The following is a 24,562-nucleotide window of genomic DNA, read 5'->3' as shown; positions in this document are numbered from 1 at the left end:
CGAAAATATACTTTTTGACCCCATTTTTCAAGAAATTGACTGTAAGTGTCAAATTCGACAGGCTTTTTTTGATGAATTTTGTGGATCTATGTTTTACTTCCTCAAACTCATATCTCATCAACGATATGAATACCTCAGCTCATCTCCTTCTATAAGCTCAATATTGTCTTTGGCATTAGCTCCTTTATCAAAAACAATAAGAGAACCTTTTTTAAGTTTACTCTTCACCTGGTTATATGTATCAGGAAAGTGTTGTAAGTCAAGAACATTTCCTTTGTTCACTGTGATACCAATAGCTTTGTCTTGATTCGTCCAGTTACTTGCTTCCTTGATACTGAAATTCTCAGTGAGCTTATAGCTCAACAATCCGAGCAATAAACTATTGATGTCATGACCTTTACTTTTATACTTACCAAAAATGGCGGAAAAATTGAGCTTTTCAAAAAAGTATTGAACAGCCAGTGTTGCTCCAATAGGAAGACATATATCCTTGTTAGGAATTGTAGGGAAGGCTCTCTGTTTTGTGATGTTCATTTGACCGAATTACACAAAAGAGAGCACTTATTTTTAGGTCACTGTCAAAGTCAGGATATACTGCTAATCATCTTGCATACCCCTGCTTCCTGGGTATATTTCTTTGGTTTTCCATTCCCGGGCTGCAAGGGTATGAAATTGGTCACCAGGTAGGAAAAAAGCAAGCTTTAACCGGTTGCAGTTAAGGGTTATGAGTTATACTTAGAAATATACCATAGTCTGAAAATGATGCTTTTCCTTACCCCGGAAACCATTTATTAAATTGTGGTGAATATAGGTGCTTCCACCAGCGTGTCTGGCGTCCCTTCCCAAGAACGGCCATGAAATTCTTCGAATAAGGGGGGAAAAGTAATGAAGGTACTATTGAAATTAATATTAAAAGTACTGTCACGACAGGAAGAAAGAAAACTGGACTGATGAAAAAAATAAGAGAACAGTTTTGCAGACAGAGGAATTTGGTTTATTGCATTTGAAAATCTCTTATTTGTTTGACTCATGGTTCTTTCAATAATTTTTCACCAGCTTTTTCTTTATTATTACGGAAAGACCGCTCGCAAGCGAGCGGGACATGAACGGCTACAGATAGGAATAACGTAGTACATGCGAGAGTTTAAAAGTCATAATCCCAAGATACCGTCCTTAATTTTCCTGCTTGAAAACATTAACAACATAACAAAAAAATTAAACTTCAGTAAAAAACGCCAATGTAACTAAAGTTGGAATAAAAAATAGACATAAAAGTTAAAATAAGGAAGTAGAATCAATAAGGAAGTAGAATCAATAAGGAAGTAGAATCAATAAGGAAGTAGAATCAATAAGGAAGTAGAATCAATAAGAAAGTAAAATCAGAATTTGAAATAAGAAAGTTAGAATTGATTATTGGAAACATTCTCATTTCTTATTCATTTCAGATAGAAAACTTTTCTTTTTCGCTGCCGGAAGGTTTCTGCTCCTGCCTGACCTGAGTAATCAGCCTTTCAAGCTGGTCCCTAGAGATGCTTTTGTGCTTTTCTTCGGTGCAGACCTTGACTTTTTCGATCAGGGCGCAGAGTTCTTCCCGTTCAAGGCAGAGACCAATGCTGTTGATGATTCCTTTCAGGGCTTTTGTCCCGGTGTGCTTTCCTACAACGAGGTTGCGCTTTCCACCGACCATCTCGGGGAGGAAGAGTTCATAAGTGCGCGGTTCTTCCAGAATTGCAGCTACGTGGATCCCGGATTCGTGGGTGAAGGTGTTCTGGCCCACAACGGCTTTGTTTACCGAAGGAGTGATGTTTGAGTATTCCGAAATCATTTTGGAGAGCGCAGTCAGCTTTTTTGTATCATAACGCTCGATTCCGTACTGTACCCTTAGGGCAACCAGCACTTCTTCAAGGGAAGCATTTCCTGCCCTTTCTCCAATTCCGTTAACTGTCGTATGGAGCTGCTTTGCCCCGGCTTCGGCGGCTGCAAGGGTGTTGGCTGTAGCCATCCCGAGGTCGTCATGGCAGTGGATACAGATGGAAGTGTTTACGGACTTGAAGATCTCGCTCACGAGGTAATGGGTTGTGGTCGGGTTCAGGATACCGATTGTATCTGCCAGGCTTACGTACTGTACTTTATACTCGCTCTCAACTTCCTTGAAAGCCTGCTTGAGGCGGTCAATCGGAGTGCGGCTTGCATCCTCGGCTGCAAAACGTACATTTAAACCGTGGTCGGTTGCATATTCAATAGCTTCCTTAGCGCAGCCCAGCATGTCCTCAAGAGTCCTGTGGTATTTGTATTTGAGGTGCATATCGGACATTGCAATGAAAATACTGACGATATCAACGTCACAATCAAGGGCAGCATCAACATCTCCCTTTACTGCTCTTGAGAGACAGCAGATTCTGGAATCATAGCCCTGGTTTGCTATTTCCTTTACGATTTCTTTTTCGCATGCGGAAACTACCGGAAAGCCGGCTTCTATAACCTCAACACCCATGGAATCAAGTTCGCTGGCTACTGCCAGCTTCTGTTCTTTCGTGAACACAACACCGGGGGTCTGTTCCCCATCGCGCAGGGTCACATCACAGATTTCGATATCGAGGGGGCGATAATCGATGAAATCCATAAGTGTGTTTCTGGAGTACTGCTCGCTCTCTGACATGGTTACTGTTTCCCGTGATTTCTCTTGTTCTGAGAATTTTTGATTATTTTTAATGATATTTGTATTAATTGCCCCGAAAAGAATTCAAAGGCTGGATAAGAAAGTATGATGCTAAAACGCCATTAAAAGCCAAAAAAACTTATATTTAGCAAGATTAGCATTAGCTTTACCTACATATGTATAAATGTTTTCCTTGGAGGAAGCGAGTTTCCGGGAGCAATATTCTGATTTTCCGGGGAAAATGATGGCTTTCAGTGCTTTAGCCCGGGAAGGAAAGTATCAAAAAATAAATTTTTCTAAATATTAGGATTAAAATATCAGGATTAAAATTTGATTTCTAAGGAAAAGAGACCCAAAAAAAAACCATATTCAAGTAGGAAAATTAAAGTTAATAAAAATATTAAACCATAAAGAAAGTTCTTTCAGGAAAGTTTCCGCTGAACTCTCTCATAAAAGCAGGTATCGGAAATCCTTACAAAACGGGCAGGGTATTTTGATTTTTTCAGTTTGACAACATCTTCAGGCCTGATCCTGTAAGACTTTTGCCCGTCAATTGCAATTACAGCTTCTTTTTTATGATCTGACAATTTCACTGTGATTTCACTATCCGAAGGGATGACCCAGGGCCTTGACGAAAGCTTGAAAGGAGCGACAGGAACCACCACGATTGCATTCACCCTCGGGTTTATGATAGGCCCACCTGCACTCATCGCATAGGCAGTCGAACCTGTGGGTGTTGCAAAAACCACACCATCGGCACGCATTTCATCCAGAGGACAGTCATTGACGTAAACTTCAAACTGGATAATCTTCGCAGGTTTTGCAGACATTACAGCGATCTCGTTTGTGGCTGTCTCAAGCATCTCCCCGTTAAGGAAGACGTCTACCCTCATCCTTTCAAGATATGAAAACCCATAGATAACCTCCTCTACGGTCTCAATTGCATCCTCAGGTTCCACATCTACAAGGAAACCGAGAGTGCCCATGTTAATTCCCAGTACAGGAAGAGGATCTTTCATTTTGGCAATATTCCGGAGGACTGTCCCGTCACCTCCCACACTTATGATGAGTTCGACTCCCTCGTCCCTCATCCTTTCGACAGGAGTGCCTTCAATGTCCAGCACATCAGCTGTGGCAGTGGAGACATAGATCTGCACCTTCGACTGGAAGTTTGCGATAATATCCCTTACCATCTGAAGTACTTCAGGCCTATCGCAGCGTGATGCGATCCCTATTTTCCGAATTGCCAAATTATCCCCCTGAAAGTAAGCTTAAAAGTTTTTTCTGTACATGCCCGTTAGACGCGACCATTTCCACCCTGGCGGTAACATTATCAGGAAGTCTTAAAGTCTTCCCGTATCCATCCGTAACAAGCCCACCGGCTTCTTCAAGAATAAGCTGGCCTGCTGCCACATCGGTTACCCGCAGGGCTTTTCGGACATCCACAAAGGCATCAAGCCTGCCTGAAGCTACATAACACAGTTCAAGCGCCACGCTTCCGAACAATCTCACACGGCGGATATTGCTGTATATCCTTCGGGTTCTTTCCACGTTCTGCCTGTAGCCATATATGCTGACACAGAGGTCCTTCAGTTCCGAATTCGCAGAGGTCTCAATTCTATTCCCATTCAGATATGAACCATTTCCGGCTTCTGCATAATATTCTTCCCTGAAGGCAAGGTTTCTCACATACCCAAACCTGAGGTCTGAGAGGTCGTGAGAAGCAAAAGCTATTGACACGCTGTAGAAAGGAATTCCGGCAGAAGCATTATAAGTCCCGTCGAGAGGGTCAAGCACAACAGAGAACTCAGGAGACTTTCCGATAATAAGTTCGCCAAGTTCTTCGCTGAGTATCCTCATCGGCCTGCCGTCAGCTTTCAGCACCTCAACGATGGCGTCTTCTGCTGCAAGGTCTATACCTGTAGTCGGCGTTCCGTCAGCTCCCATACATACAAAGCTGCTCGCCGAATCAGTACCCACAAGGTCACAGGTTGCATCGTATGCAGCCCTGTAAGCCTCCCGGCACAATTTTAAAAAATTTAAATTCGAAGTCATTAAGGATCGGATCCTTCTTTTCTCAGATTACACAGACAAGTTATCGGGTGCCTGGATCTGAGGATTCTAAAAAGCAGGGCCCGGGGGAGCCCTTAAGCAAAGTCAACCCCGAGTCCTGGAAATTAAGAGCCTGGAAAGGCTCAGAGCCCAATGGCCTTGTTTGTTTTCAGGATTGATTTTGCGCCGTCACTTTCAAGCTCCATCATTGCGCGGATGGCATCCACGTTTTCAGGAACCACAATGGATTCCTGGTGGATAGCCTGGAAGAAGTAAAGCTCTCCTTCGTGCATAGTGATGGAATCCGTCCAGACGCAGTTCTCCCACATATCGTTTCTTGGGCGCTTTATGTCCCTGGCAACTTCCATGATTTCGGCCGTGGAGGTAATGCCCTGTCCGACAAAACGGATTCTGGACTGGGACCCGAGCACTTCCACGATATCCTCGACATTGCATTCATTTTTTAGCTCCATGTTTACGGTGTGCACGTGCATGAGAGTCGTCGGGATTTTCATTGCGGCGGAGGTAATATTGATGTGAGGAATAACGGTCTTCACATCAGGCCCGTGGTGGGAAGGCAGTTTGATCGGGTTCGGCACGATTGCATTGATCGGGCCCTTCTTTATGTCATTGGGATCTGTTGCCCTCCGGGCAAGAGTTACCCTGACCTTCTTTGTCCCGAAAGCTTTGTCTATTGGATAAATGACCCTGCAGAGCCCCGTGGTATTGCAGGAAACCACCCTTACGAAGTCAAGACCAAAAGCCCCTTCGTAGTTTGCGATGGCGTTAAAAGAGTAACCGGCAAGTTCATGATCCTCTCCGCCCTGCCAGATAGCTTTTACTCCGGCTTTTTCATACAGGGTTTTATTGGATTTCCCAATCCCCCCAGGAGTGCAGTCCACAACCAGGTCAGCCTTCTCTATCATTTCTTCAACGGACCCGGCAGCAGGCATTCCTGCCTTTTCAAAAGCTTCCAGGTTGGCAGCAGGGGCATAGATGTCATACCCTAGCTGGTGAGCTACTGCAGCCTCATAGTTTGGTTTTGTCTTGGAAATACCTATGATTTCCATGTCGTCCTGAGCCTGTACGGCATCTGCAACTCTTTTTCCAATTGTTCCGTAACCGTTTACTGCAATCTTTGCTTTAGCCATTTATTATCCTGTCCTGTTTATCCTCTTCTACCCAAAGAGTTTGGTCTGAATTAAAGTAACAATGAATTATACAAATCTAAAGTATAGACATAAAATTAAAGTGTTTCATGGATTTATAATGTACGTCTGAAATTAAGAGATGCGGAAAATCGCCAGATATCCGAGCTGAAATACGGATTAAAGTGATAAATATCTTGATTACTTCAAATTGACCCCTGAAGATTATATCTGATCATTAGATCTGAAATAACATTGATATAATAGATCAGAATGAAATAAATGTTTTTCTCGAAAAGTCATTAAAAACAAAGAAACAAGAAGAGAGATTCAGTACATTAGGAGTTTTTAGATGTTTTTTCGAAATATCGGAGTACTGACCACCCGTATAGTCATAACAGAAAGCTTTCAACAGAAACATTACTCTTTCTCTGCAGTACTTATCTTTATAGTAAATTCTGTTCCTTTTTCCCTTTTCACTTCCATCTCACCTTCCAGCTGTTCCACAAGTATGTTTACAAGCTGAAGACCAAGAGAGTCGGAATTTTCCATATCAATGTTGTCCGAAATGCCAGTTCCGTTATCAGAGATGGTAAGGATAAACCCGGTTTCTCTACGGGCTTGAGTTATGTTTTCCGCACAGAGTCCCACTACGTGCTCGGAATTGTTTTCCCTGCAAAGTTTGATGTATATTTCTCCACTGTCCCTGCCTGAAAATGCGTGTTTCAAGGAATTTGAAACAAGTTCGTTGACGATCAAACCTAAGGGGACTGCAACATCCATATCAAACAAGATATTCTTTTCAAGTTCCTTTTTCAGGGTTATCCTGGTGTTTCCAAGCCTGTAAGTCTGGAAAAGGGTATCAACGAGTTTTTCAAGGTAAGGTGAAAAGTCCAGGGTATCGGTTTCCCCATTTTCATGCAGTTCTTCATGGATGAGAGCAATGGATATCACTCTGTCCTGACTTTCCTTGAAAGCTTCGACAACTTCCGGAGTCTTACACACCTGATGTTTAGAGAAATTTTCAGCCTGAAGGTCCAGGAGGGAAGAGATTACCTGCAGGTTGTTCTTTATTCTGTGGTGAATTTCCTTTTTACGGGCAGCATCCACCTTTGCAAGAGTTTCCTCTGCCCTTTTCCTTTCAGTAATATCATAAATTACGCCCTGGTGTATTTCGGGCTTTCCAGCCCTGCCAGGGATTTTCTGGCAGGTTTCATGAACCCATTTTGTTTCCCCTCTCTTGTCCCTTATCCTGTACTCCATTTCTACTGTAAAGACCCCGGGAATCTTCCTGAGTTTATTCTCTTCCTCAATGACCAGAGGCAGGTATTTGGGGTCTATGACATCCTTCCACTGGACTCGAGACATGAACTCTTCTTCAGTATAACCTGTAATTGCTTCCAGGGCTCCGTGCAGAAAATTAGGAACAAAGTTTTCATCTGCCTGAAAAGCAATACCTTTAAAATTTTCGATAAATGACCGGTACCTTTCTTCACTTTTTTGTATTCTTTCATGAGCAAGCTTTCTCTCGGTTACATCCTTTATTATACCAAGAAGTTTGTAAGGTCTACCACTTTCATCCAGCAGGCAAACTCCTCTATCTTCGGCATAGAAGTAAGTTCCATCTTTTTTCCTGAACCTGAACTCCTGCCTGTACTTTCCCCCCTCTTTCTGGATTTTTGTGACATTTTCGTTTACCTGGTCCAGCTCCTCGGGATGAAGGTATCCCATCCAGACCTGAGGGGGAATACTCTGAAAATCCTTAGCAAAATATCCAGTGACTTCTTCAACAGCCCCATCCAGGTTTCCAGTATTGCTTTCGAAATCGAACTCGTATATGATCAGTTCGGTCTGTTCCGTGATAAAGCGGTATTTTTTCCCCTTCTCCCGAAGGGTTCTCTGGACTTCATCGCGATCAGTAATGTCCTGCAATACTGTTATAAGCCCCCGGACCTCCCCTATTTCGTTGCTGAAAGTTGATTTGTTTACCAGAAAAACCCTTCTTACACCGTCTGCGCAGATTCCTTTATATTCACGAGTATGTTTTCCACCTTTTTTGAGGAGTTCAATATCGTCCCTTTCCCATTCCTTTACGCACTCGAGCAGAGATTCCCCTTCCAGAAAAGCCCTTTCAGGAAACTTTTCAACAACCTTTAGGGCTCCTTCAAGAAGCGTAGATCCGACAATCTCTTTTTCCGGAAGCCCTGCGATCTGCCTGGCAAAAATTTCATTCACTCCAAGATAAACCCCATTCTTGTCCTTGTAACAAACAGGATTTACCATTGCATCAAGTATGGTTTTTACAAAGAAATCGTTTTCATGTAACACAGATGTCGCTCCCGGATTTTCGAAAACTTCAGGACCTGGGGCCTGAAATGCACCTGAAGTTCCTTTGACGTTATCACATTTTGATTTTTTCAGAACCTTGTTGGACTCGCTCAATCTAATCTGCTCCTAAGTTTCTGAAATCTAGTTTTTCTGAAACTATCTATTGGGAAGTGGCTGTAACGAATAAATTTCAAGTATTCCCCTTATCATCTGTGATGCTTGATAAAAGCTGTTACAAATTAAAAATTAGGCCACGGAGGACAAACCTATATAAGTAATGTTAAGTAAGAAAATAAAAGAAAGGAAGAGTGATCAGAGTTGAGGTGACCACGAGACCCTCATCCTTGACGACCCGCCTCTTGACCAGCAACTGTCTTCTTTCTTTTCATAGTTATCCTTGATATATTGCATCAGCAGTTCATCCCATTCATCGTTACCCTTGAGATGCAACGAGTCCTTAAGCTCATCCATTGCCTGTTCGGTGGTCATCACCTGCCTGTATGGTGGTCTCTCGTTATCCAGGTTGACCACATCCGGATAGATTCCGTGTTTATATAGAACGGCGAAGACAAGGTCGACCTTCGGAGACGGAGTGTAGTTCTCCCGGTAAATGGAACGCCAAGCTTCTTCTGGGTCGTACTTTATTTTCAGACCTCATTGTCAAGAAATTATCAATTGTGTTGCCAAGATCGATAGGACTTGTATCATATTGTATAAATTCTTGTCATACCCTGGCTTTTAATTTCAGGCTCTCAACATGCAGACCTCCATATCGCCATTTACTTCTATCCGAATCCTCTGCCAGAATTTTAACAAAAAAACTTGCCTGTTTTAAAAACCTCATGTAATCCTCTTTTAACACAGCTCCGTATACAGCCTGCATGCGATGTGCTCTAAACCTGTGTCTATGGACATACAACAGATTTATCGTAACATCTTATAAAGAAAAATATCAAAATAACTCTCCAAAAAAGGTCAAAAAACAGTAAAATTCGGGAAAAATAAAGTAAAAAAATCAATTTGACAGAATAAGGGCTTCCCCACGTGAGAAATTGATTTCCTTGATCGAACCTTCAACCGTCATTTTATCCCCAAGGATTCCGGTGAGCTGGATCGAATGTCCCTCAACCTGAATCTTTGCTACAGAATCCATTATCTGCTCTCGGTCTTCTCCACGAAGCATAATTATGTTGAGTTCACACATCTTGCATCTCTCCTATATTGTTTATAATATCTATGAATTTTCAATTTGTTTATAAATCAATAAGTACCCAATTGGATTTAAACCAATAAATATCCGGCTGATAAAATAAATAAATACCCAGCTGGTCCGAATTTCGGAAAGGTTTAATATTTCTAAAAAATTTTTTTCCAAAAAATCCTATATGACCTTAAAGTATTTTTCCTTAACTATATTTAACTTGTAGCCCTGCTCAATAAAAAGTTATCGGAAAATATCCGGAAGCCAGAAAATCCTGAAAATTATAATACGAAACCCAGGGGAAAAACGGATACATGGAACAGGTTTCCACAGGCACGAACTCAGGGGTAGTTCATCAGTTTTGCAACCGAAAATCCCTGTTCAACCCCCATATCCTCAGCCACACATTCGCATTTTGTGAGGAGAAGATAAGCGATCGGCCCGAAGTTGTGCTCGGAGAGGGTCTCATAATTGGCCATGCCCTTGCTGATGATAAGGGTTGCGTCTTTCATTACTTCAAGCAGTTCGACCGGGGCCTCTTCGACAAGGATCCCTACGGCGTTTGAACCTGTAGTCATCACCCTGTCGACCTTTTTATCGATTTCAAACTCTCTTACTTCTTCCATGGTAACGTCCGTAAGGATGGGGCCTCCGCGGACCACCAGAGTGATATTTCCACCGAGTTTTTTAATCACGTCGAAAACAATCGTATCAAAAAAGATCTCGCCACAGTTGTCGGCGAGGTAGACAACGTCCTTAAGGAGCCCAAGCATTTTAGGGGTATCGTCAACATCAAGCCCGTGGTCGAAAAGTTTTAAAAAAGCCGCTTCAAATTTATCTTCGCTGGCATCAAAGCCCATAATTCCGAAATCAAAGTAATTGGCAATAACAGACGCAAGCACCGCCCGCCTGAAGAGTTCCCCATCATCAGGAAAGTTTTCATAAATTTTTTCTCTTGCTACGGGCAAAACCTTTAATGCAACCTGGTTGATGAGATTTTTTGTGACTTTATAAGGATCACTGTCCTCAAGGACTTCATAGCACTTCCTGTGAATTTTAGTAGCTACGGATGATGACACCGCCTCAGGGTTATAGTACTTGTTCATTACGCAAAGGCATTCCTGAAGTGTCTTGCTGATAAGATCTTCATCATCCGTTGAAAGCTTTGATTGGAAATGTACTCTTGAAAGTAAACAGTAGGTGCATCGTGGGTTCATCTTCATGGGAACTCTACCTGACTCTGGATTAAGGGATAGGAGTTTTCAGAATGTTACTGATATGTGCTGCAAGTTTTATACATTTACTCCTTCAGATATAATAAACCTTTAAAAAATAAACCTTTAAAAAATAAACCTTTAAAAAATAAACCTTTAAAAAGGTAATCTGAAACTTGATTGAAAATTAAATACAAAAATTCACTGAAGTTCCTTATAATCTAGACTCCCAATACGCAAGTAATTCAGGAATCTCAAGCCAGGGAGCTCAAACTGGGTATTACAAAATTAAGAAGAAAGCGAACTTGTCAGCAGAATTTTCTAAAAAGCACACCCTTCGAGAAAAACTCTTTAAGGCAAATTCTTTATAGAGGATAGATGTAAAATAATTTATAATGATGCGTAGAATCCGAAACTTCAAACCATTTTCAATTCTGGCTTTACTTACGACTCTGCTGATTTTTTCTGCAGCATTTCCGGTTCCTGCCTCCGCACTTACCGAAGTTGAGGTAACCCCTATCAACACCCCCGACGGGGCAGTCGTGCTGATCGTTGACGGCTTGAGCGCCCCTTTTATCTATCCCGAGCTTACGCCGTATGCACTTGACGGGACATCCCTTGAAAAAGCCAGGCTTGAGAATATTCCGGAGATAAGCGAGAAAAGTGCACGGATTCTCAAGCTAAGTGTTCCGCAGACTTTTACCGAAGGGGGGCATTCGGTCCTTGTTACCGGAAACCCGGATGCGGATAGCGAGTTCATCAGCTTCAAAGATGCAAACATTTTCGATATTTTACGCGAGAATGGCTATCTATGTATCGCAGTAATGGAAAAAGGAGATTCCTGGTCGATCTGCGCCGAACAGGATGCGGTTCTAAGGGATGAAAATAACTCTATAAAAAACATAAAAATCGTGCTTGAGCAGAATGAACATTCCGGAGATTGTACGGTTCCTTCCGGGCTTTTGCAGCTGATGGAAGAGGAAGCTGATAAGGCCCCGGGATATGTCACATCAAAAGAGACGAGGGAACGATATAACGGGTATAACAGGTGGGGCATTGAAACCGCCTGCTCTGTTGTGGAATACATGGAAAAAAACAGGCCCGAGCAAAAATACCTGTTAACCGTAAATGTAGGGGCAGTTGATATGAGCGGGCACTACCGGGGCAACTACGGATATATCGACTGCATCGAAAGCCTTGATTCCGAACTTTTGCCCCTCTATACCCTCTGTGAGAAAAACAACCTTGCTTTTGTCCTGACTGCTGACCACGGGATGGCTTTTTCGGCAGATGGTTCCAAAGGCGGACACCAATCAGAAAAATACTCAGGTTCGGATGAAGCGCAACTGATCCCGCTCATCATATATACGCAGGACGTTGAGAGCGGGGTCATTAGAGGAGAATTCGGACAGAAGGACTTTGCACCGACCCTGCTCGGGATTCTTGATATCCCGGACAGGCCCCGGTTTGCCAAAGGAGAACAGATCCTGCTTACAGGACACGTAAACCTTAAAGTCCTGCTTCCGGAAAAAGGAACCGTAGAACTCAGAAAAGACGGAAAGACTCACGGAACCGCAGGAAATGATGACAGGTTTATTTTTCTCGGGCTTGAGCCGGAGAAATCCTATACGATAAGGGTTGAGCTTGATTCCGGGAAGAGCCTGGATGTAGAGGAAAAGGAGATTTTTCTTGAAACAGACTCAGTTATTGATTTTGGCGAAGAAGGGACCGGGAAAGAGAAAAGCGAATACCCTTCGGTGGAATCAAAAGAAGAAATTAGTTCTGCAGGGGTTTTAGGAGAAGAAAATTCGTTTTTTGGCAGGAAATCAAGTTACCTTATAGGATATATCCTTATAGGAGCAATAAACCTTGCAGGGTTTTTTATCATCATGAAAATTTTGAAAAAAGGCTGAAGGGCCGCTGAAAACTTTTAAAATGTCTCCTGGTTCTTAAAAAGTCTCGAGCTCTCAATACAGTTTTACTAGATATGATATATTTAATGGAATGATATATTTAATAGAATGATATATTTAATATAGTTTAGAGATAAATATCAAATATCCCTCAATTGAGCAAAAATTGTTGAGCGAATATCATAGTGTGAATATCATAGAGCCAAACCGAAACTGCCTGAAACGGACTGGTTTGAGAATGATAAAAGTCCCTTTTGATAAAAATCCTTTTGATAAAAGTCCCTTTCTTCCTCAAGTAGGCATAGAGAAGAACGTCCTGGCCCGGGTTGTATATTAATCCTGTGCTGTACAGTACACCGGCTGCTTACTTTACAGTACACCGGCTGCTTACTTACATTTATGATTCAGGAAGAAAGACCTGCAGAACCGCAGAAAAGGCAGAAAGCCCGAAAAATTAATTTCCTCCAAAGGAAGTGACCAAAAATGGAACAAGAAGAAAGGTTTGAAAAGGCTGTTCAGGTTACGGGTGTCGGGCTTTTAGTTAACCTCGGGCTAACTCTTTTTAAGTTATTTGCAGGAATTCTCGGGAACAGTGCGGCAATGGTAGCAGACGCTGTCCATTCCCTATCGGATTTTCTGACTGACATTGTGGTAATCTTTGGCTTCAAGGTCGCAAAAAAACCGGTGGATAAAAGCCACAACTACGGGCACGGAAAAATTGAAACTCTCAGTGCAAGCCTTGTAGGGCTCATGCTTTTTGTGGTTGCAGGAGAGATTTTACTTTACGGGCTCCGGAGGACTCTGCTGTTTGCCCAGGGAGGGGCCCTTGAGCAGCCCGCCCTTATTGCTCTTTATGCAGCTCTGCTGTCCGTGCTCTCAAAAGAGTTCATGTACCATTATACAATCCTGCAGGCCCGTAAAATCAACAGTATGGCTCTAACTGCAAACGCCTGGCACCACCGTTCGGATGCTTTATCTTCGCTCTGCACCCTGGCAGGGATCGGGGCTGCAATCTTTCTAGGAGGAAAATGGGTTGTGCTCGACCCCCTTATGGCGGTCTTTCTGAGCTTCATCATCCTGAATGTCGCCCTGAAGATATTCCGCAGCAGCATAAACGAACTCATAGAAGCCTCCCTTGACGAAGAAACCGAAGGTCAGATCAGGGAGATCATCCGGAATACCGAAGGAGTAAAAGCCCTATCAAACCTCAAGACCCGGAGGATAGGAAATAACATTGCTGTGGATATCCGCATTAAAGTTGATAATGCCCTGGACATAGGAGAGGCAAACCGGATTTCCATCCACGTTGAACATAACCTGAAAAAAACCTTCGGGCCCTATACCTATGTCCTTGTGAAGGCCGAACCCTATGAACGCGAACCCGCAGGAAACCCCGAGGACGGGAAAATTCCCGAACATCCGATACTATCTGAAAAACACGACATATGCCTGCGAAAGCAACCGATAAAAAAAGGTAAAAACAATAGATTATAAAGGTTCAAAAAGAAACATTATTAAAAAAAAACATTCGCTTCAAATATCATTCGCTTCAAAAAGATCAATGTGGTCAAAAGATCACTTGATTCAAAAATCATTTGCCTCGAAAAGCTCATTTTTACCTCAGGAAAGCTCGTACACGTTCCCCAGAGCCTTTTCAAAAGTTACATCAACGTCTTCTACGTGGGCAAAAATCGGTCCTTTCCGAAGCTCATTGATGAGAAGCTCAAGAGATTCCGTTCTTCCCTCCGCGAGAACAAAAACCCTTCCGTCCCTGAGGTTCTTAGGGTTGCAGTCCACTCCAAAACGTTCGGCAGCGTTTCTTGCAAACCTTCGAAAACCAACGCCCTGTACCCTTCCGGATACAAAGATTTTCGCCCGCACAGTTTCTTCAGTGGTCACAAATGGCTATTTTGGAGAACAATGATATATAGCTATGGTTAGTTCTGAAGAAAATTTTGGATGGAAACCGGTTTTCAGGCCAGGAGAAAAGGCTGTCAAATATAAAGAAAGAACAAAATTTTAAGATTTTTATCCACTGTACAGATAAATTACCATAAGGAATCTTTAACGTCTTTTTTGCCAAATTGTATAATTTTGATCTGATATTTTTAATATTATTCATATTATCGATAAAATATATACTATTTATTATAAATAAGATATTTAATTACCATATTAAAAATTAATATATGATAAGTATCATAAATGTGCATAAAGTGACTTAATAAATGCCAGGAAGGCAGAATTTAAAAGATCAGGTAACAGGGGTTTATTGAGATATTAATGCGCCCTATTAAGGCTGGGTTGGGGTCTTATGATTAGTTTTAAAAGCGTAGCTGTTGACAAACCGGAGAGAAGGCTAAAAGGACGGATTGATGAGCTGGAAAAATCAAAAAGAGAGTTATGGGCCAGGCTTCTCGAATATAAACACTCCGAAAAAGCCATGAGCAAATCGGAAAAAAAATTCGAATATACACCACCCAAGGGAAAAGAATACCGTTTTAATACACAAATAGCTGATAACGGGGTTACTTCCGTTCTTGCTATTTCCTGCGATATCACAGACAGAAAAGAAGCAAAAACCAGGCTGAAAGAAAATGAAAAAAATCTTGCAGAAGCTCAAAAAATAGCTCATCCTGAAAACCGGAACTGGAACACTATGACCCATGAATCATACCGGTCAGAGGACATCTATCAGATTTTCAGGTATAGCCCTCAGAAATTTGGGGCAAGTTACGATGCGTTTTTGAGTTACATGTACCCGAAAGATCAGGATTATGTGGACAATGCCGTAAGCGGAACTCTGGACGGAAAACCTTACGGTATTGACCACAGGATTATCCTGACCAGCGGAGAAGAACAAATAGTCTATGAAGAGGACGAAGTTACTTGTGCAAAAGAAAAAATGAGAAATTCTGGTATTGATATTGTTGGAGATATTCCCTGGGGGACACATTTCTGCCAGTTTTACCAGACAAAAGAAGATTTGACGGATGTACTTGTCCCTTACTTTAAAGCAGGGCTGGAAAACAATGAGTTCTGCATGTGGGTTACATCGCAACCTCTGGATGTGAAAGATGCAAAAGAAGCCCTGAAGAGGGTTGTTCCTGACATCGATGATTACCTGGAGAAAGGGCAAATCGAGATTATTCCTTACACTCACCTGTATGTACAGGAGGATTCTTTCGATTCGGAGAGAATTCTGAATGGGTGGATTGAAAAACTTAATCAAGCCCTTGAAGATGGCTATGAAGGTTTGAGGTTGAGCGGGAACACTTTCTGGCTGGAAAAAGAAGACTGGGAAGATTTTGTTGATTATGAAGAAGGAGTGGACAGAGTCATCGGTAATTACCGGATGATAGCACTGTGTACCTATTGTCTTGAAAGGTGTAACGCAACCGAGATTATCGATGTGGTCATCAACCACCAGTTTGCTTTGATTAAAAAGGAAGGAAAATGGGAGCAGATCGAGAGCTCCAAACGCAAGAGAGCAGAAGAAACTGCACTTCAAGCCGCGAAAGATTGGAAATATACCTTTGATGCCGTGCCGGACCTGATAGCCATAATCGACACCGAATACAGAGTCGTCCGTGCAAACAGGGCCATGGCGGCAAAATTGGGGATGACACCTGAAGAGTGTGTGGGGCTAACCTGTTATCGTGCCATCCATGAGACGAATGAACCCCCTTCTTTTTGTCCACACAGGCAGTTGCTTCAGGACGGGACTGAGCACATAACAGAGGTCTTTGGGAACTGCCTTGAAGGCTATTTCCTGGTAAATGCCTTACCTCTTCAGGATTCCGAAGGAAAAATCGTTGGGAGCGTTCATGTTGCCCATGATATCAGTGAACGCAAGCAGGCTGAAGAAGCACTGATAAGAAGTGAGAACGAATTCCGCACGTTGGCTGAAAACTCTCCTGACCTGATCGCTCGTTTTGACAGACAAAACCGCCACCTGTATGTTAATCCAGTGTCTGTGGAAATTTATGGCCACCCCCAGGAAAAAGTAATTGGAAAAACTCACAGTGAACTGGGAAGAGATCCTGAACAGATAAAGTTCTGGGAAGAACACCATGAAAGGGTTTTTGCCACAGGGAAACCCGAAACAGTAGAATTCCAGTATACTTCACCCCAGGGAGAGGAATACTATTTCAATACGCGGATAGTGCCTGAGTTTGTTGACGGGGAAGTTGCTTCCGTTCTTGCCATTTCCCGCGACATCACCGACATAAAAGAAGCAACGATCAGGCTGAAAGAAACGCTCGATAATTTAGAAGAACTGGTTGAAGACCGGACAGCTCAGCTTGAAAAAGCGTACCGGTTATTGAAAAAAAGTGAAAAAAGTCTTGCAGAAGCTCAAAAAATAGCTCATCTTGGAAACTGGAACTGGAATATTGTGACCGAAGAATTATACTGGTCTGATGAAATCTACAGGATTTTCGGGTGCGCTCCTCAGGAATTTATAGCAACTTACGATATATTTTTGAGTTATGTGCACCCGGACGATAGAGAAAATGTGGAAAATGCCATAAAAGAAGCTTTAAACGGAAAAACTTACAGTATTGACTACCGGATTGTCCTGGCCAGTGGAGAAGAGCGGATAGTCCATGGGCAGGGCAAGGTTTTTTTTGATGAGGATGTACCTGTCCGAATGATGGGAATAGTTCAGGACATCACCGGGAGGAAAAAAGCTGAAAAGGCGCTTGAGTCAGCTAATGCGTATAACCGTAGCCTGATTGAAGCCAGTCTTGACCCGCTGGTTACCATAGGTTCTGACGGGAAGATAACCGACGTGAATAAAGCTACCGAGCTGATTACAGGTTATAACAGATGCGAATTGATAGGAACCGATTTCTCGGATTACTTTACCGAACCTGAAAAAGCTAAAGAAGGGTATAAACAGGCATTCAGGGAAGGGCTGGTGCGAGATTACGCTCTGGAAATTCATCACAGAGACGGGAATATTACACCCGTATTGTATAATGCATCCGTGTATAGGGATGAAGACGGGGAAGTTATCGGGGTTTTTGCTGCAGCCCGTGATGTCACCGAACTTAAAAAAGCCGAAGAGAAAATTCAGACACTTGCGAATGTTGTTGAATCATCGAACGATGCTATTATAACCGAATCTCTTGGTGGTATTATTACCAGCTGGAATAAAGGGGCAGAGCAGGTTTATGGTTATATGGCTGAAGAAGTTATCGGCAAGAACATGTCTATACTCGAACCAGACAATCTTAAAAGGGAAATAAAGCAATTAGTTGACAGGGTTAAGCAGGGAAAAAAAGTTCAGCACCATGAAACATTACGGGTGAAAAAGGACGGTACAATAGTAAATATCTCAGTAACTCTTTCTCCGGTTTTCGATGTCTCCGGAAAGCTTGTTGCTATAAGTAATATTGCCGGAGATATTACGGAAAAGAAAATCTCGGAAAACCTGCTTCATGAAAAGCAAATGGCTGACGTTGCAAACCGTACCAAGAACGATTTTCTGGCAAATATGAGTCACGAACTTAGAACCCCCCTTAACTCAGTAATAGGTTTTTCTGACATGCTTTATGGGCAGGTATACGGAGAATTGAACCAAAAACAAATGAGAGCCGTAGGAAATGTCTCTAGCAGTGGGAAACATCTTCTGAACCTTATCAATGGCATCCTGGATCTTTCTAAAATAGAAGCAAACAAGATGGAGCTTAATTACAGAGAATTTGAACTTGCTACCAAGATTGACCTGATACGAAACGTTCTGCATCCCTTAGCAGATAAAAAGAATATCGACATTGAAATCGATATGGATAGCGAGCTTACCAGGATCTGTGCCGATGAGGAGAAGTTTACCCGGATAATGTATAACCTTGTAGATAATGCCATAAAATTTTCTTATGAAAATAGCCTTGTAAAAATAGGAGTAAGAAAAAAGGACAATCTGGTTGAAATAACGGTTACGGACACCGGAATAGGAATAAAAACCGAAGACCATCACAAACTTTTCAAGCCTTTCAGCCAGGTAAACGCCTTCTATTCAAAAAAATTCCAGGGAACCGGGCTCGGTCTCTCACTGGTCAAGCAGATTGTTAACCTGCATGGGGGTTATGTCTGGTTCAGAAGCGAGCAGGGAGAAGGGAGCACCTTTGCTTTTGCGATCCCGATAACATCAAAGATGAAAGTGTTGGCCTGCTACCATTAAAAGAGTAATGAGATATCCGGTGTGAATTATTAACTGTAAGAAATAGGAAGAAGCTGTAAAAAGCATATGACAAGAACCTTGAAAAGGACATTTTCCTTGACGCGGACATTGCAATTCCATCAGGGATAAATCCAGCCCAAAAATCAACTAAAAATGCTGTTTGAAATTTAAAATACCTGGAAACATAAAACAGGTCTTATTTCCTGACCTTATTTCAATAAAGAGTTATTCAGCATTTTTTATCTTTTTATTACAACTATAGGTTTTTTAAGGCTTTTTCAAATCCGTTCAAGTTCGATCCGGATTTCTTTTTTCACATACTTTGGAACTATACTTTAGAACTTCTTAATATACGGAATTAAGTATACTGGTTGAGAGTACAATTAAGTAAACATTATATGGCTTCAGGTAATTTAATGAAAAGCTTAAGCACAATAATTATATGATTTATTTATTATATTAATAATGTTTTTATTTGACCATGGTTAGTTAATAATTCTCTTTACATGTTTTTTTAAATAGTGTGTTTATATTTAGAAATAGGGGATAAAATGAATGAAAAACATCCTGAGTCCATACTAAAAATCATGGAAAAAATCGGAGTATCTGTTTTAATTTTCGTTTTTTTGATTCTACTGGGAATGTTCACCCTTTACACCATACAGTCGTACTCTTCAATAATACCATCAGACTATACACAGTCAAACCCCACACAATCAAACCTCACACAATCAAACCTCACACAATCAAACCTCACACAATCAAACCTCACACAATCAAACCCCACACAATCAAACCTCACACAATCAAACCTCACACAATCAAACCTCACACAATCAAACCTCACACAATCAAACCCCACACAATCAAACCTCACACAATCAAACCTCACACAGTCAAACATTACACAATCAAACCTCACAAAGCCAAACCCTGCACAGTCAAATTTCATCCCGTCAAATGAAACGGTTTATGTGGCCGGAGACGGAAAAGGAGACTTCAATTGTGATGGGATTGATGACCAGATAGAGATCAATAAAGCCCTCGCTTATGTGGCAGAAAATCCTGAATTCGCTACCGTTTATTTGAAAGGTTCCAACACTTACGTGATCTCAGACAAAATTCGCATCGGGAATGATACGACCCTGAAAGGGGACCCTACAGCCGTGATAAAGCTTAAAGACAACGCATATTGGCCGCATCAAAGCCCGCTGATAACTCAGATGAACAGCTCTGGAAACCAGAACATCACTATAACCGGATTTGAGATCGATGGAAACTATGAAGGTAATACCGAAAAAATGAGAGGAGATGGATACTATAATCTAATCTATTTCATTAACTGTGACAACATACATGTTTGTAATATGTACATGCATGACAGCCACGGAGACGGGCTGAAAATAAAAGACAGCAAAAACATAAAATTTCACGACAACCGAATTTACAAGCTTGGTCATGACGGCCTTTATGCAATCGAATGTCAGGATATAGAAGCATGGAATAATAACGTGAGATGTAAGACAAATTCTGCACTGAGAATCTGGAACTCAAACCATATAAAATTCCATGATAACACTATATACACCGAATTCGAGGATGATGCGGGAGGACCGGGAATTCAGATACAGTATATTAGAACATCCGAAGCTCAGCCGATGAATGATATTGAAGTCTATAACAACACTATTTATGATACATATGGTCCAGGGATCTGGCTTATAGCATTTGGTGAGCCATATTCAAAAACTGAGGCACAGAATGTTCACATACACCACAACATATTCTATGGCTGTGGCACGCATCAGACCTATGATTGGCTGGGCGGTATAGTAACAAGCGGATTTTATGATACCCTCATAGAAAACAATGTGTTTGATGCGAATTATAACGCTGCTGTTGTGTATACGTACCCAACTGGCTCGCGTTATGACGTTGACTTTACTCCAAGAGGTATAGATGGGAATTGTACGACCATAGTGCGCAACAACATTATAACAAATACTTTAAAACGCAAGTACAGCCCGGAAGGAACAGGTTATGGGGCTATTGATAACTTCCCGGAAACACACAGCTTCGTGCTGGAAAATAACTGTCTCTACAATAACTATGCAGGCAACTACAAGAACTGCACATCGACCACTGACATCTATACAGATCCGCGATTTGTAAACCAGCATAAACATAATTACTACCTGAAACAGGACTCTCCTTGCATTGGTGCCGGGTATACTTTGCTAATTTCTTCAGAAGTATCTTACAAAAAAAGAATAAAATCCATAATAAGTGCTTTTGTATCTCAAACGTGCAGGTTTTTTTCCGTTGAGACTTCAGAATAAAAATCGACATCATGAAGTACGTTTTCCTGAAACGTACGATCTCAGCTTAGTTAAAATTTCCTTTCCCTGTCCGCGTAATTCTTTAATATTTTCCTGGAATACAACAGCTGCCGGTACCAGCAGTAACGGAATAGTTGCTGCGGCTTTGGCTCCTTCCGAAACAGGCAGAGCAGCTAAAAAACTCGCTCCCGTAACACCATAAATCGGAACTATAGGAAACAGCATACCCAGGCCAAACGCTCTTCTGAAATGGATGCCCAGTTTTGCAGCCAGAAAACCATTGGATCCTATGACCAGACCAATGCCGATACTGGGCCCTATAGTCTGAAACGGATTATATGACGGTCCGACATAAAGTCCGAAATCGATACCAGAAAAGGAAAAAAGACCATTGAACTGGTTCCTTTCCTCGTTTGAGTTACCCCCAAGGCCTGATAAAACTATACCTATATCAAGCTGCAGGGGTCCTCTTCCTGTTTCCCTTCCACCCATTATAGCCATTAGGTAATTATTTTCTCTGATAAATAATAAAATTTACCTATCTTCGGTTTCACCAGAAAAATCTGGTAAATATAAATTACATTTTCCTTTCTTCGAACAAACCTGAAAAAAAGTATGGAATGATTTCTGTTAAAAGCGTGCAGATGATTCAGATAAACTCATGCGAATAGATAAATTTATACTGAAAATCTGCAAAGACAAAACCGAATCCGGACTTCCTGAAAATCCTCACTATTTCACTAAGTTCGTACACGCGCTACCCTGACGGTCTTTCTATTCCTTGATTCGTTAACAGTCTCGTATTCGAACCCCATGGCACCCAGATCCGTGACAAACCATTTCGGCATATGGCCGCAAATGACATCCAGCCTGTTGAATTCCCCGTTTTTCAGATAGGGGATCAGAATTTTCTTTGAAGTCAGGCCCGGAAATTTAAACATGATATCTTCTATATTAATCGAAAAATCCCCTTTGTTTTCACCGGGTTCCAGAAATTCCGTGATGTCGAACTTACGGGGCTCTTCCTGCCTCTTCTCAATTGTCTCAAGCATGTCTTTTTTGATCAAATCAAGGACATCCAGAACCTTACTGTCCACAAGGAAGATATCAAAGCCTGCTGCCTGAAAAGTTCCGGAAGCAATACCCGGGATTTCACTTGCAACCACTACTTTTGCATCGCCAAGCTGCTTTATAACATCTCCAACAGCCACGCGTACCGCGGCCATGCCTCTCGCGTTGCAAACCTGACTTTCAAAACGGTTCAGAACCTTCCATTCCCCGCCGTCTTCTTCGTATACTGCAATGAATCCCGGCTCAAAGATTGAACTCGTCTGCTGGTTATCGTTTTCCACAACTGCAATTTTCAAGGCGTATCCTCCTTTAGTGTTGAGATTTCTGATGATTTCAGGCTATGATCAAAGCAATAGTGCTATCGGAAATATATACTCGATCTGCATAATACTGCGGAATTAGTTCTGCAATCGAAGGAATATAGTATTTACGGACGCATAGGTTTGATTTGTACTTCAAAGCAGATTTTCCGGAACATACCAGCTACTGTTTTCGAGAAATCAAAATTTCGCTGGCGCGCCCCGCTGCAAACAACGAGACATATCCGCGTCCCCGCTCCAAAAAAGGTCTTCAGAACCTGCAATCGATATGAACTTGCAATCCGTAATTTCGAGAATTCTGCTATCACATTTGCGGTTTCACTTCTACTTTCGGCCGCCCGGTTTCTCAACATTCGGCCGCCCTGTTTTATAGATAATCTATATATTCTCCGACTTTGTCTCAAATTCGTAAGTCGTATATATATTATGATTTTTAACTTTTAAGTGAAATTATATGGAGATTAAACATGAGAAGCGATATAATCAAAGAGGGACCTGAACGAGCCCCCAACCGTTCCCTTCTGAAAGCGACTGGCGTCACGGATTCGGAAATGAAGAAACCTTTTATTGCAGTCGTTAATTCCTGGAATGATATAATTCCCGGCCATATGCATCTGAATAAACTTGCTGAAGCTGTAAAGGCCGGGATCAGGAATGCAGGAGGAGTTCCTTTTGAGTTTCATACCGTAGGGGTTTGCGACGGGATCGCAATGGGACATGAAGGTATGAAATACTCTCTTCCAAGCAGGGAAATTATTGAAGACACAATTGAACTTATGGTTAAAGCCCATCAGTTTGACGGAATGGTCCTTATTCCATCCTGCGATAAAATTGTGCCCGGGCACCTGATGGCAGCAGGCAGGCTTGATATCCCTGCAATTGTTGTAACCGGAGGGCCGATGCTTCCCGGATATGTTGATGATAATTACAGGGATTTAATTTCGGTCTCGGAGGGGGTCGGAGCTTACAGCGCAGGCAAAATTTCCGAAACCGAGCTTAAAAGGCTTGAAGATATCTCCTGTGCAGGAGCAGGTTCCTGTGCCGGAATGTTTACCGCAAACACAATGGCCTGCATGACTGAAGCCCTCGGGCTGAGTCTTCCGGGCTGTGCAACCGCTCATGCGGTGGACGCAAAAAAGGTTCGGATTGCCAAGGAATCCGGAGAGCGCATTGTTGAGCTTGTAAAAGAGAACCTCACCCCAAGAAAGATTGTTACTCACAAATCCTTTGAAAACGCCATGATGGTCGATATGGCAGTCGGAGGTAGCACAAACACAACCCTGCACCTTCCTGCCCTTGCCCATGAATTCGGGCTTAAACTGCCCCTTGAAGCCTTTGACGAACTGAGCAGGACAACTCCCCACCTGATATCCCTCAGGCCCGGAGGCCCCAATTTCATACTGCACTTTGACAGAGCGGGCGGGGTCGAGGCTGTTATGCAGAGACTTGCTTCAAAACTCCACCTTGACCAGCTTACAGTCAACGGAAAAACTATCGGGGAAAACCTGGACGAGCTTGAAATAGTTAACCCGAAGCTGAATAAGGAGATCATTGCAACCCTCGAAAACCCAATCCATGCCGAAGGGGGAATTGCAGTCCTCAAAGGCAGCCTTGCACCAGACGGCTCGGTCGTTAAACAGGCTGCAGTTGACCCGAAAATGCATGTCCATACAGGTCCTGCAAAAGTGTATGACTGTGAGGAAGATGCCATGAAGAGCATCCTTGCAGGAGATGTCAAGCCCGGAGACATTGTCGTTATCCGGTACGAAGGCCCCAAAGGAGGACCGGGAATGAGGGAAATGCTTGCGGCCACAGCTGCACTTGGAGGAAGAGGACTTTTAGAATCCGTAGCCCTGGTAACTGACGGACGCTTCTCCGGCGGGACCCGTGGACCCTGCATCGGGCACGTCTCGCCAGAAGCCAGTGACAGTGGGCCGATTGCTCTTGTGAAAGACGGAGACTTTATCGAAATCAATATTCCCGAAAGAGCCCTGAACCTGAAGATTTCCGAAGAAGAACTTAAGCAGCGAAAAGCTTCCTTTGTGCCTCCGAAAACAGAAATTACAGGTTACCTCGCCAGATATCAGCGTGCTGTCCACTCTGCAAATACGGGAGGGATAGTGGACTAAG

Annotated in this window: 17 protein-coding genes and 1 pseudogene; 5 read left to right on the top strand and 13 right to left on the bottom strand. The window is 42.5% G+C overall.

Going from position 1 to position 24,562, the window contains the following annotated elements; translation table 11 throughout:
* Positions 1-129: 129 nt before the first annotated feature.
* The 10 genes and pseudogenes from MSSIT_RS22135 to MSSIT_RS12025 form a co-directional block, all read right to left on the bottom strand.
* Positions 130-534, bottom strand: a pseudogene (locus MSSIT_RS22135) (IS1634 family transposase); the annotation flags it as partial.
* Positions 535-1,441: 907 nt separating this feature from the next.
* The gene (locus MSSIT_RS12055) at positions 1,442-2,659 is read right to left on the bottom strand and encodes a homocitrate synthase family protein (protein ID WP_048172666.1); all 1,218 of its coding nucleotides are present in this window, start codon (positions 2,657-2,659) and stop codon (positions 1,442-1,444) included.
* 422 nt (positions 2,660-3,081) lie between these two features.
* Positions 3,082-3,909 carry an NAD(+)/NADH kinase gene (locus MSSIT_RS12050; RefSeq protein ID WP_048172664.1) on the bottom strand — a complete coding sequence of 276 codons (828 nt, stop codon included), beginning with the start codon at positions 3,907-3,909 and terminating at the stop codon, positions 3,082-3,084.
* A gap of 1 nt (position 3,910) precedes the next feature.
* Positions 3,911-4,714, bottom strand: coding sequence for a bifunctional fructose-bisphosphatase/inositol-phosphate phosphatase (locus MSSIT_RS12045; protein WP_048172662.1), 804 nt, complete (start codon positions 4,712-4,714; stop codon positions 3,911-3,913).
* Positions 4,715-4,854: 140 nt separating this feature from the next.
* The gene (locus MSSIT_RS12040; RefSeq protein WP_048172659.1) at positions 4,855-5,862 is read right to left on the bottom strand and encodes a type II glyceraldehyde-3-phosphate dehydrogenase; all 1,008 of its coding nucleotides are present in this window, start codon (positions 5,860-5,862) and stop codon (positions 4,855-4,857) included.
* Positions 5,863-6,279: 417 nt separating this feature from the next.
* Positions 6,280-8,301 (bottom strand): PAS domain S-box protein, encoded by a 2,022-nt coding sequence (locus tag MSSIT_RS21310; RefSeq protein ID WP_052721634.1) that lies wholly within the window; start codon positions 8,299-8,301, stop codon positions 6,280-6,282.
* A gap of 198 nt (positions 8,302-8,499) precedes the next feature.
* The gene (locus MSSIT_RS23295; RefSeq protein WP_156158852.1) at positions 8,500-8,676 is read right to left on the bottom strand and encodes a hypothetical protein; all 177 of its coding nucleotides are present in this window, start codon (positions 8,674-8,676) and stop codon (positions 8,500-8,502) included.
* Between the two features lie 235 nt (positions 8,677-8,911).
* Entirely contained in the window at positions 8,912-9,049 is a 138-nt protein-coding gene (locus MSSIT_RS24845; RefSeq protein ID WP_156158851.1) for a hypothetical protein, read from the bottom strand.
* A 153-nt stretch (positions 9,050-9,202) separates the two neighbouring features.
* The gene (locus MSSIT_RS12030; RefSeq protein ID WP_048172658.1) at positions 9,203-9,391 is read right to left on the bottom strand and encodes a CooT family nickel-binding protein; all 189 of its coding nucleotides are present in this window, start codon (positions 9,389-9,391) and stop codon (positions 9,203-9,205) included.
* A gap of 338 nt (positions 9,392-9,729) precedes the next feature.
* Positions 9,730-10,611, bottom strand: a complete 882-nt coding sequence (locus MSSIT_RS12025; protein ID WP_048172656.1) for a damage-control phosphatase ARMT1 family protein — start codon at positions 10,609-10,611, stop codon at positions 9,730-9,732.
* Between the two features lie 386 nt (positions 10,612-10,997).
* On the opposite strand from MSSIT_RS12025, the gene MSSIT_RS12020 reads away from it, so the two are divergent.
* Positions 10,998-12,515 carry a sulfatase-like hydrolase/transferase gene (locus tag MSSIT_RS12020; RefSeq protein ID WP_048172654.1) on the top strand — a complete coding sequence of 506 codons (1,518 nt, stop codon included), beginning with the start codon at positions 10,998-11,000 and terminating at the stop codon, positions 12,513-12,515.
* A 483-nt stretch (positions 12,516-12,998) separates the two neighbouring features.
* On the top strand, positions 12,999-14,009 hold the full coding sequence (locus MSSIT_RS12015; protein WP_148705490.1) for a cation diffusion facilitator family transporter: 1,011 nt from the start codon (positions 12,999-13,001) through the stop codon (positions 14,007-14,009).
* 126 nt (positions 14,010-14,135) lie between these two features.
* On the opposite strand, the gene MSSIT_RS12010 is transcribed toward MSSIT_RS12015, so the two are convergent.
* Entirely contained in the window at positions 14,136-14,414 is a 279-nt protein-coding gene (locus MSSIT_RS12010; protein WP_048172652.1) for an acylphosphatase, read from the bottom strand.
* Between the two features lie 415 nt (positions 14,415-14,829).
* On the opposite strand from MSSIT_RS12010, the gene MSSIT_RS22130 reads away from it, so the two are divergent.
* Together MSSIT_RS22130 and MSSIT_RS12000 are read left to right on the top strand one after the other, a co-directional pair.
* A complete protein-coding gene (locus MSSIT_RS22130; protein WP_082088984.1) occupies positions 14,830-18,702 on the top strand; it encodes a PAS domain S-box protein in 3,873 nt (1,290 codons plus the stop codon).
* A gap of 551 nt (positions 18,703-19,253) precedes the next feature.
* Positions 19,254-21,041 carry a right-handed parallel beta-helix repeat-containing protein gene (locus tag MSSIT_RS12000; RefSeq protein WP_082088983.1) on the top strand — a complete coding sequence of 596 codons (1,788 nt, stop codon included), beginning with the start codon at positions 19,254-19,256 and terminating at the stop codon, positions 21,039-21,041.
* 9 nt (positions 21,042-21,050) lie between these two features.
* On the opposite strand, the gene MSSIT_RS11995 is transcribed toward MSSIT_RS12000, so the two are convergent.
* Both MSSIT_RS11995 and anfO read right to left on the bottom strand, forming a co-directional pair.
* On the bottom strand, positions 21,051-21,542 hold the full coding sequence (locus MSSIT_RS11995; RefSeq protein WP_048172651.1) for a hypothetical protein: 492 nt from the start codon (positions 21,540-21,542) through the stop codon (positions 21,051-21,053).
* A gap of 239 nt (positions 21,543-21,781) precedes the next feature.
* On the bottom strand, positions 21,782-22,408 hold the full coding sequence (anfO, locus tag MSSIT_RS11990; RefSeq protein ID WP_048172649.1) for a Fe-only nitrogenase accessory protein AnfO: 627 nt from the start codon (positions 22,406-22,408) through the stop codon (positions 21,782-21,784).
* Positions 22,409-22,899: 491 nt separating this feature from the next.
* On the opposite strand from anfO, the gene ilvD reads away from it, so the two are divergent.
* The gene (gene ilvD / locus MSSIT_RS11985) at positions 22,900-24,561 is read left to right on the top strand and encodes a dihydroxy-acid dehydratase (RefSeq protein ID WP_048172647.1); all 1,662 of its coding nucleotides are present in this window, start codon (positions 22,900-22,902) and stop codon (positions 24,559-24,561) included.
* Position 24,562 lies beyond the last annotated feature (1 nt).

The organism is Methanosarcina siciliae T4/M (assembly GCF_000970085.1).
Lineage (GTDB): Archaea > Halobacteriota > Methanosarcinia > Methanosarcinales > Methanosarcinaceae > Methanosarcina > Methanosarcina siciliae.
This window is presented reverse-complemented; position numbering and strand designations above follow the sequence as displayed.

Bases quoted from the DNA above. Each gene is read 5' to 3' on its own strand.
- MSSIT_RS12040 (WP_048172659.1), bottom strand. From the start codon at position 5,862: ATGGCTAAAGCAAAGATTGCAGTAAACGGTTACGGAACAATTGGAAAA.
- MSSIT_RS12000 (WP_082088983.1), top strand. From the start codon at position 19,254: ATGAATGAAAAACATCCTGAGTCCATACTAAAAATCATGGAAAAAATC.
- MSSIT_RS12015 (WP_148705490.1), top strand. From the start codon at position 12,999: ATGGAACAAGAAGAAAGGTTTGAAAAGGCTGTTCAGGTTACGGGTGTC.
- MSSIT_RS23295 (WP_156158852.1), bottom strand. From the start codon at position 8,676: ATGACCACCGAACAGGCAATGGATGAGCTTAAGGACTCGTTGCATCTC.
- MSSIT_RS11995 (WP_048172651.1), bottom strand. From the start codon at position 21,542: ATGGCTATAATGGGTGGAAGGGAAACAGGAAGAGGACCCCTGCAGCTT.
- ilvD (WP_048172647.1), top strand. From the start codon at position 22,900: ATGAGAAGCGATATAATCAAAGAGGGACCTGAACGAGCCCCCAACCGT.
- MSSIT_RS12045 (WP_048172662.1), bottom strand. From the start codon at position 4,714: ATGACTTCGAATTTAAATTTTTTAAAATTGTGCCGGGAGGCTTACAGG.
- MSSIT_RS12025 (WP_048172656.1), bottom strand. From the start codon at position 10,611: ATGAAGATGAACCCACGATGCACCTACTGTTTACTTTCAAGAGTACAT.
- MSSIT_RS12030 (WP_048172658.1), bottom strand. From the start codon at position 9,391: ATGTGTGAACTCAACATAATTATGCTTCGTGGAGAAGACCGAGAGCAG.
- MSSIT_RS12055 (WP_048172666.1), bottom strand. From the start codon at position 2,659: ATGTCAGAGAGCGAGCAGTACTCCAGAAACACACTTATGGATTTCATC.
- MSSIT_RS22130 (WP_082088984.1), top strand. From the start codon at position 14,830: ATGATTAGTTTTAAAAGCGTAGCTGTTGACAAACCGGAGAGAAGGCTA.
- MSSIT_RS12020 (WP_048172654.1), top strand. From the start codon at position 10,998: ATGATGCGTAGAATCCGAAACTTCAAACCATTTTCAATTCTGGCTTTA.